The organism is Burkholderia sp. A2 (assembly GCF_001729305.1).
Lineage (GTDB): Bacteria > Pseudomonadota > Gammaproteobacteria > Burkholderiales > Burkholderiaceae > Burkholderia > Burkholderia sola.
In genome coordinates this window covers 2,417-2,908 of record NZ_LZXX01000008.1, presented here as the reverse complement: position 1 = coordinate 2,908, position 492 = coordinate 2,417, and the positions used below count along the sequence as shown (strand labels likewise).

The following is a 492-nucleotide window of genomic DNA, read 5'->3' as shown; positions in this document are numbered from 1 at the left end:
GGCCGGCCTCGCCGCGCGCGGCTGGACGGGGAGCGACCTGCAGACGTTCTTCGGCGTCGGCATCGCGCCGCAAGGCTCGGCGTTCGGCGAGATGTATCCGGTCGTACACCTGAGCACGCAGTACCTGACCAAGGACGACCTGCGCGGCCTGTCGACGTACCTGCTCGGCGATACGCCGCCCGCGCCGCAACCGGTGAAGCCGGTGTCGGCCGATGCCGCGCAGCTGGCGGCCGGCCGCTCGGTGTATCTCGCGGTGTGCGCCGGCTGTCACGGCTTCGACGGCGAAGGCAAGCCGCACGTGGCGGTGCCGATGAACGGCAATTCGACGGTGCGTCAGCCCGACTCGCGCAACCTGCTGGTCGCGATGCTCGACGGCATCGACGAGCAGAAGTTCGCCGGCTTCGACAACCTGCAGCCGATGCCGGGTTTCGCGAAAACGCTGAGCGACGACGAACTCGCGCAGCTCGCGAACTACCTGCGCGCGACGTGGGG

The 492-nt window shown here is 69.7% G+C and carries 1 protein-coding gene; it reads left to right on the top strand.

Annotated elements, in window-relative coordinates:
* A partial coding sequence (locus A9Z05_RS01470; RefSeq protein ID WP_141723318.1) for a cytochrome c occupies positions 1–492 on the top strand: 492 nt, incomplete at both ends.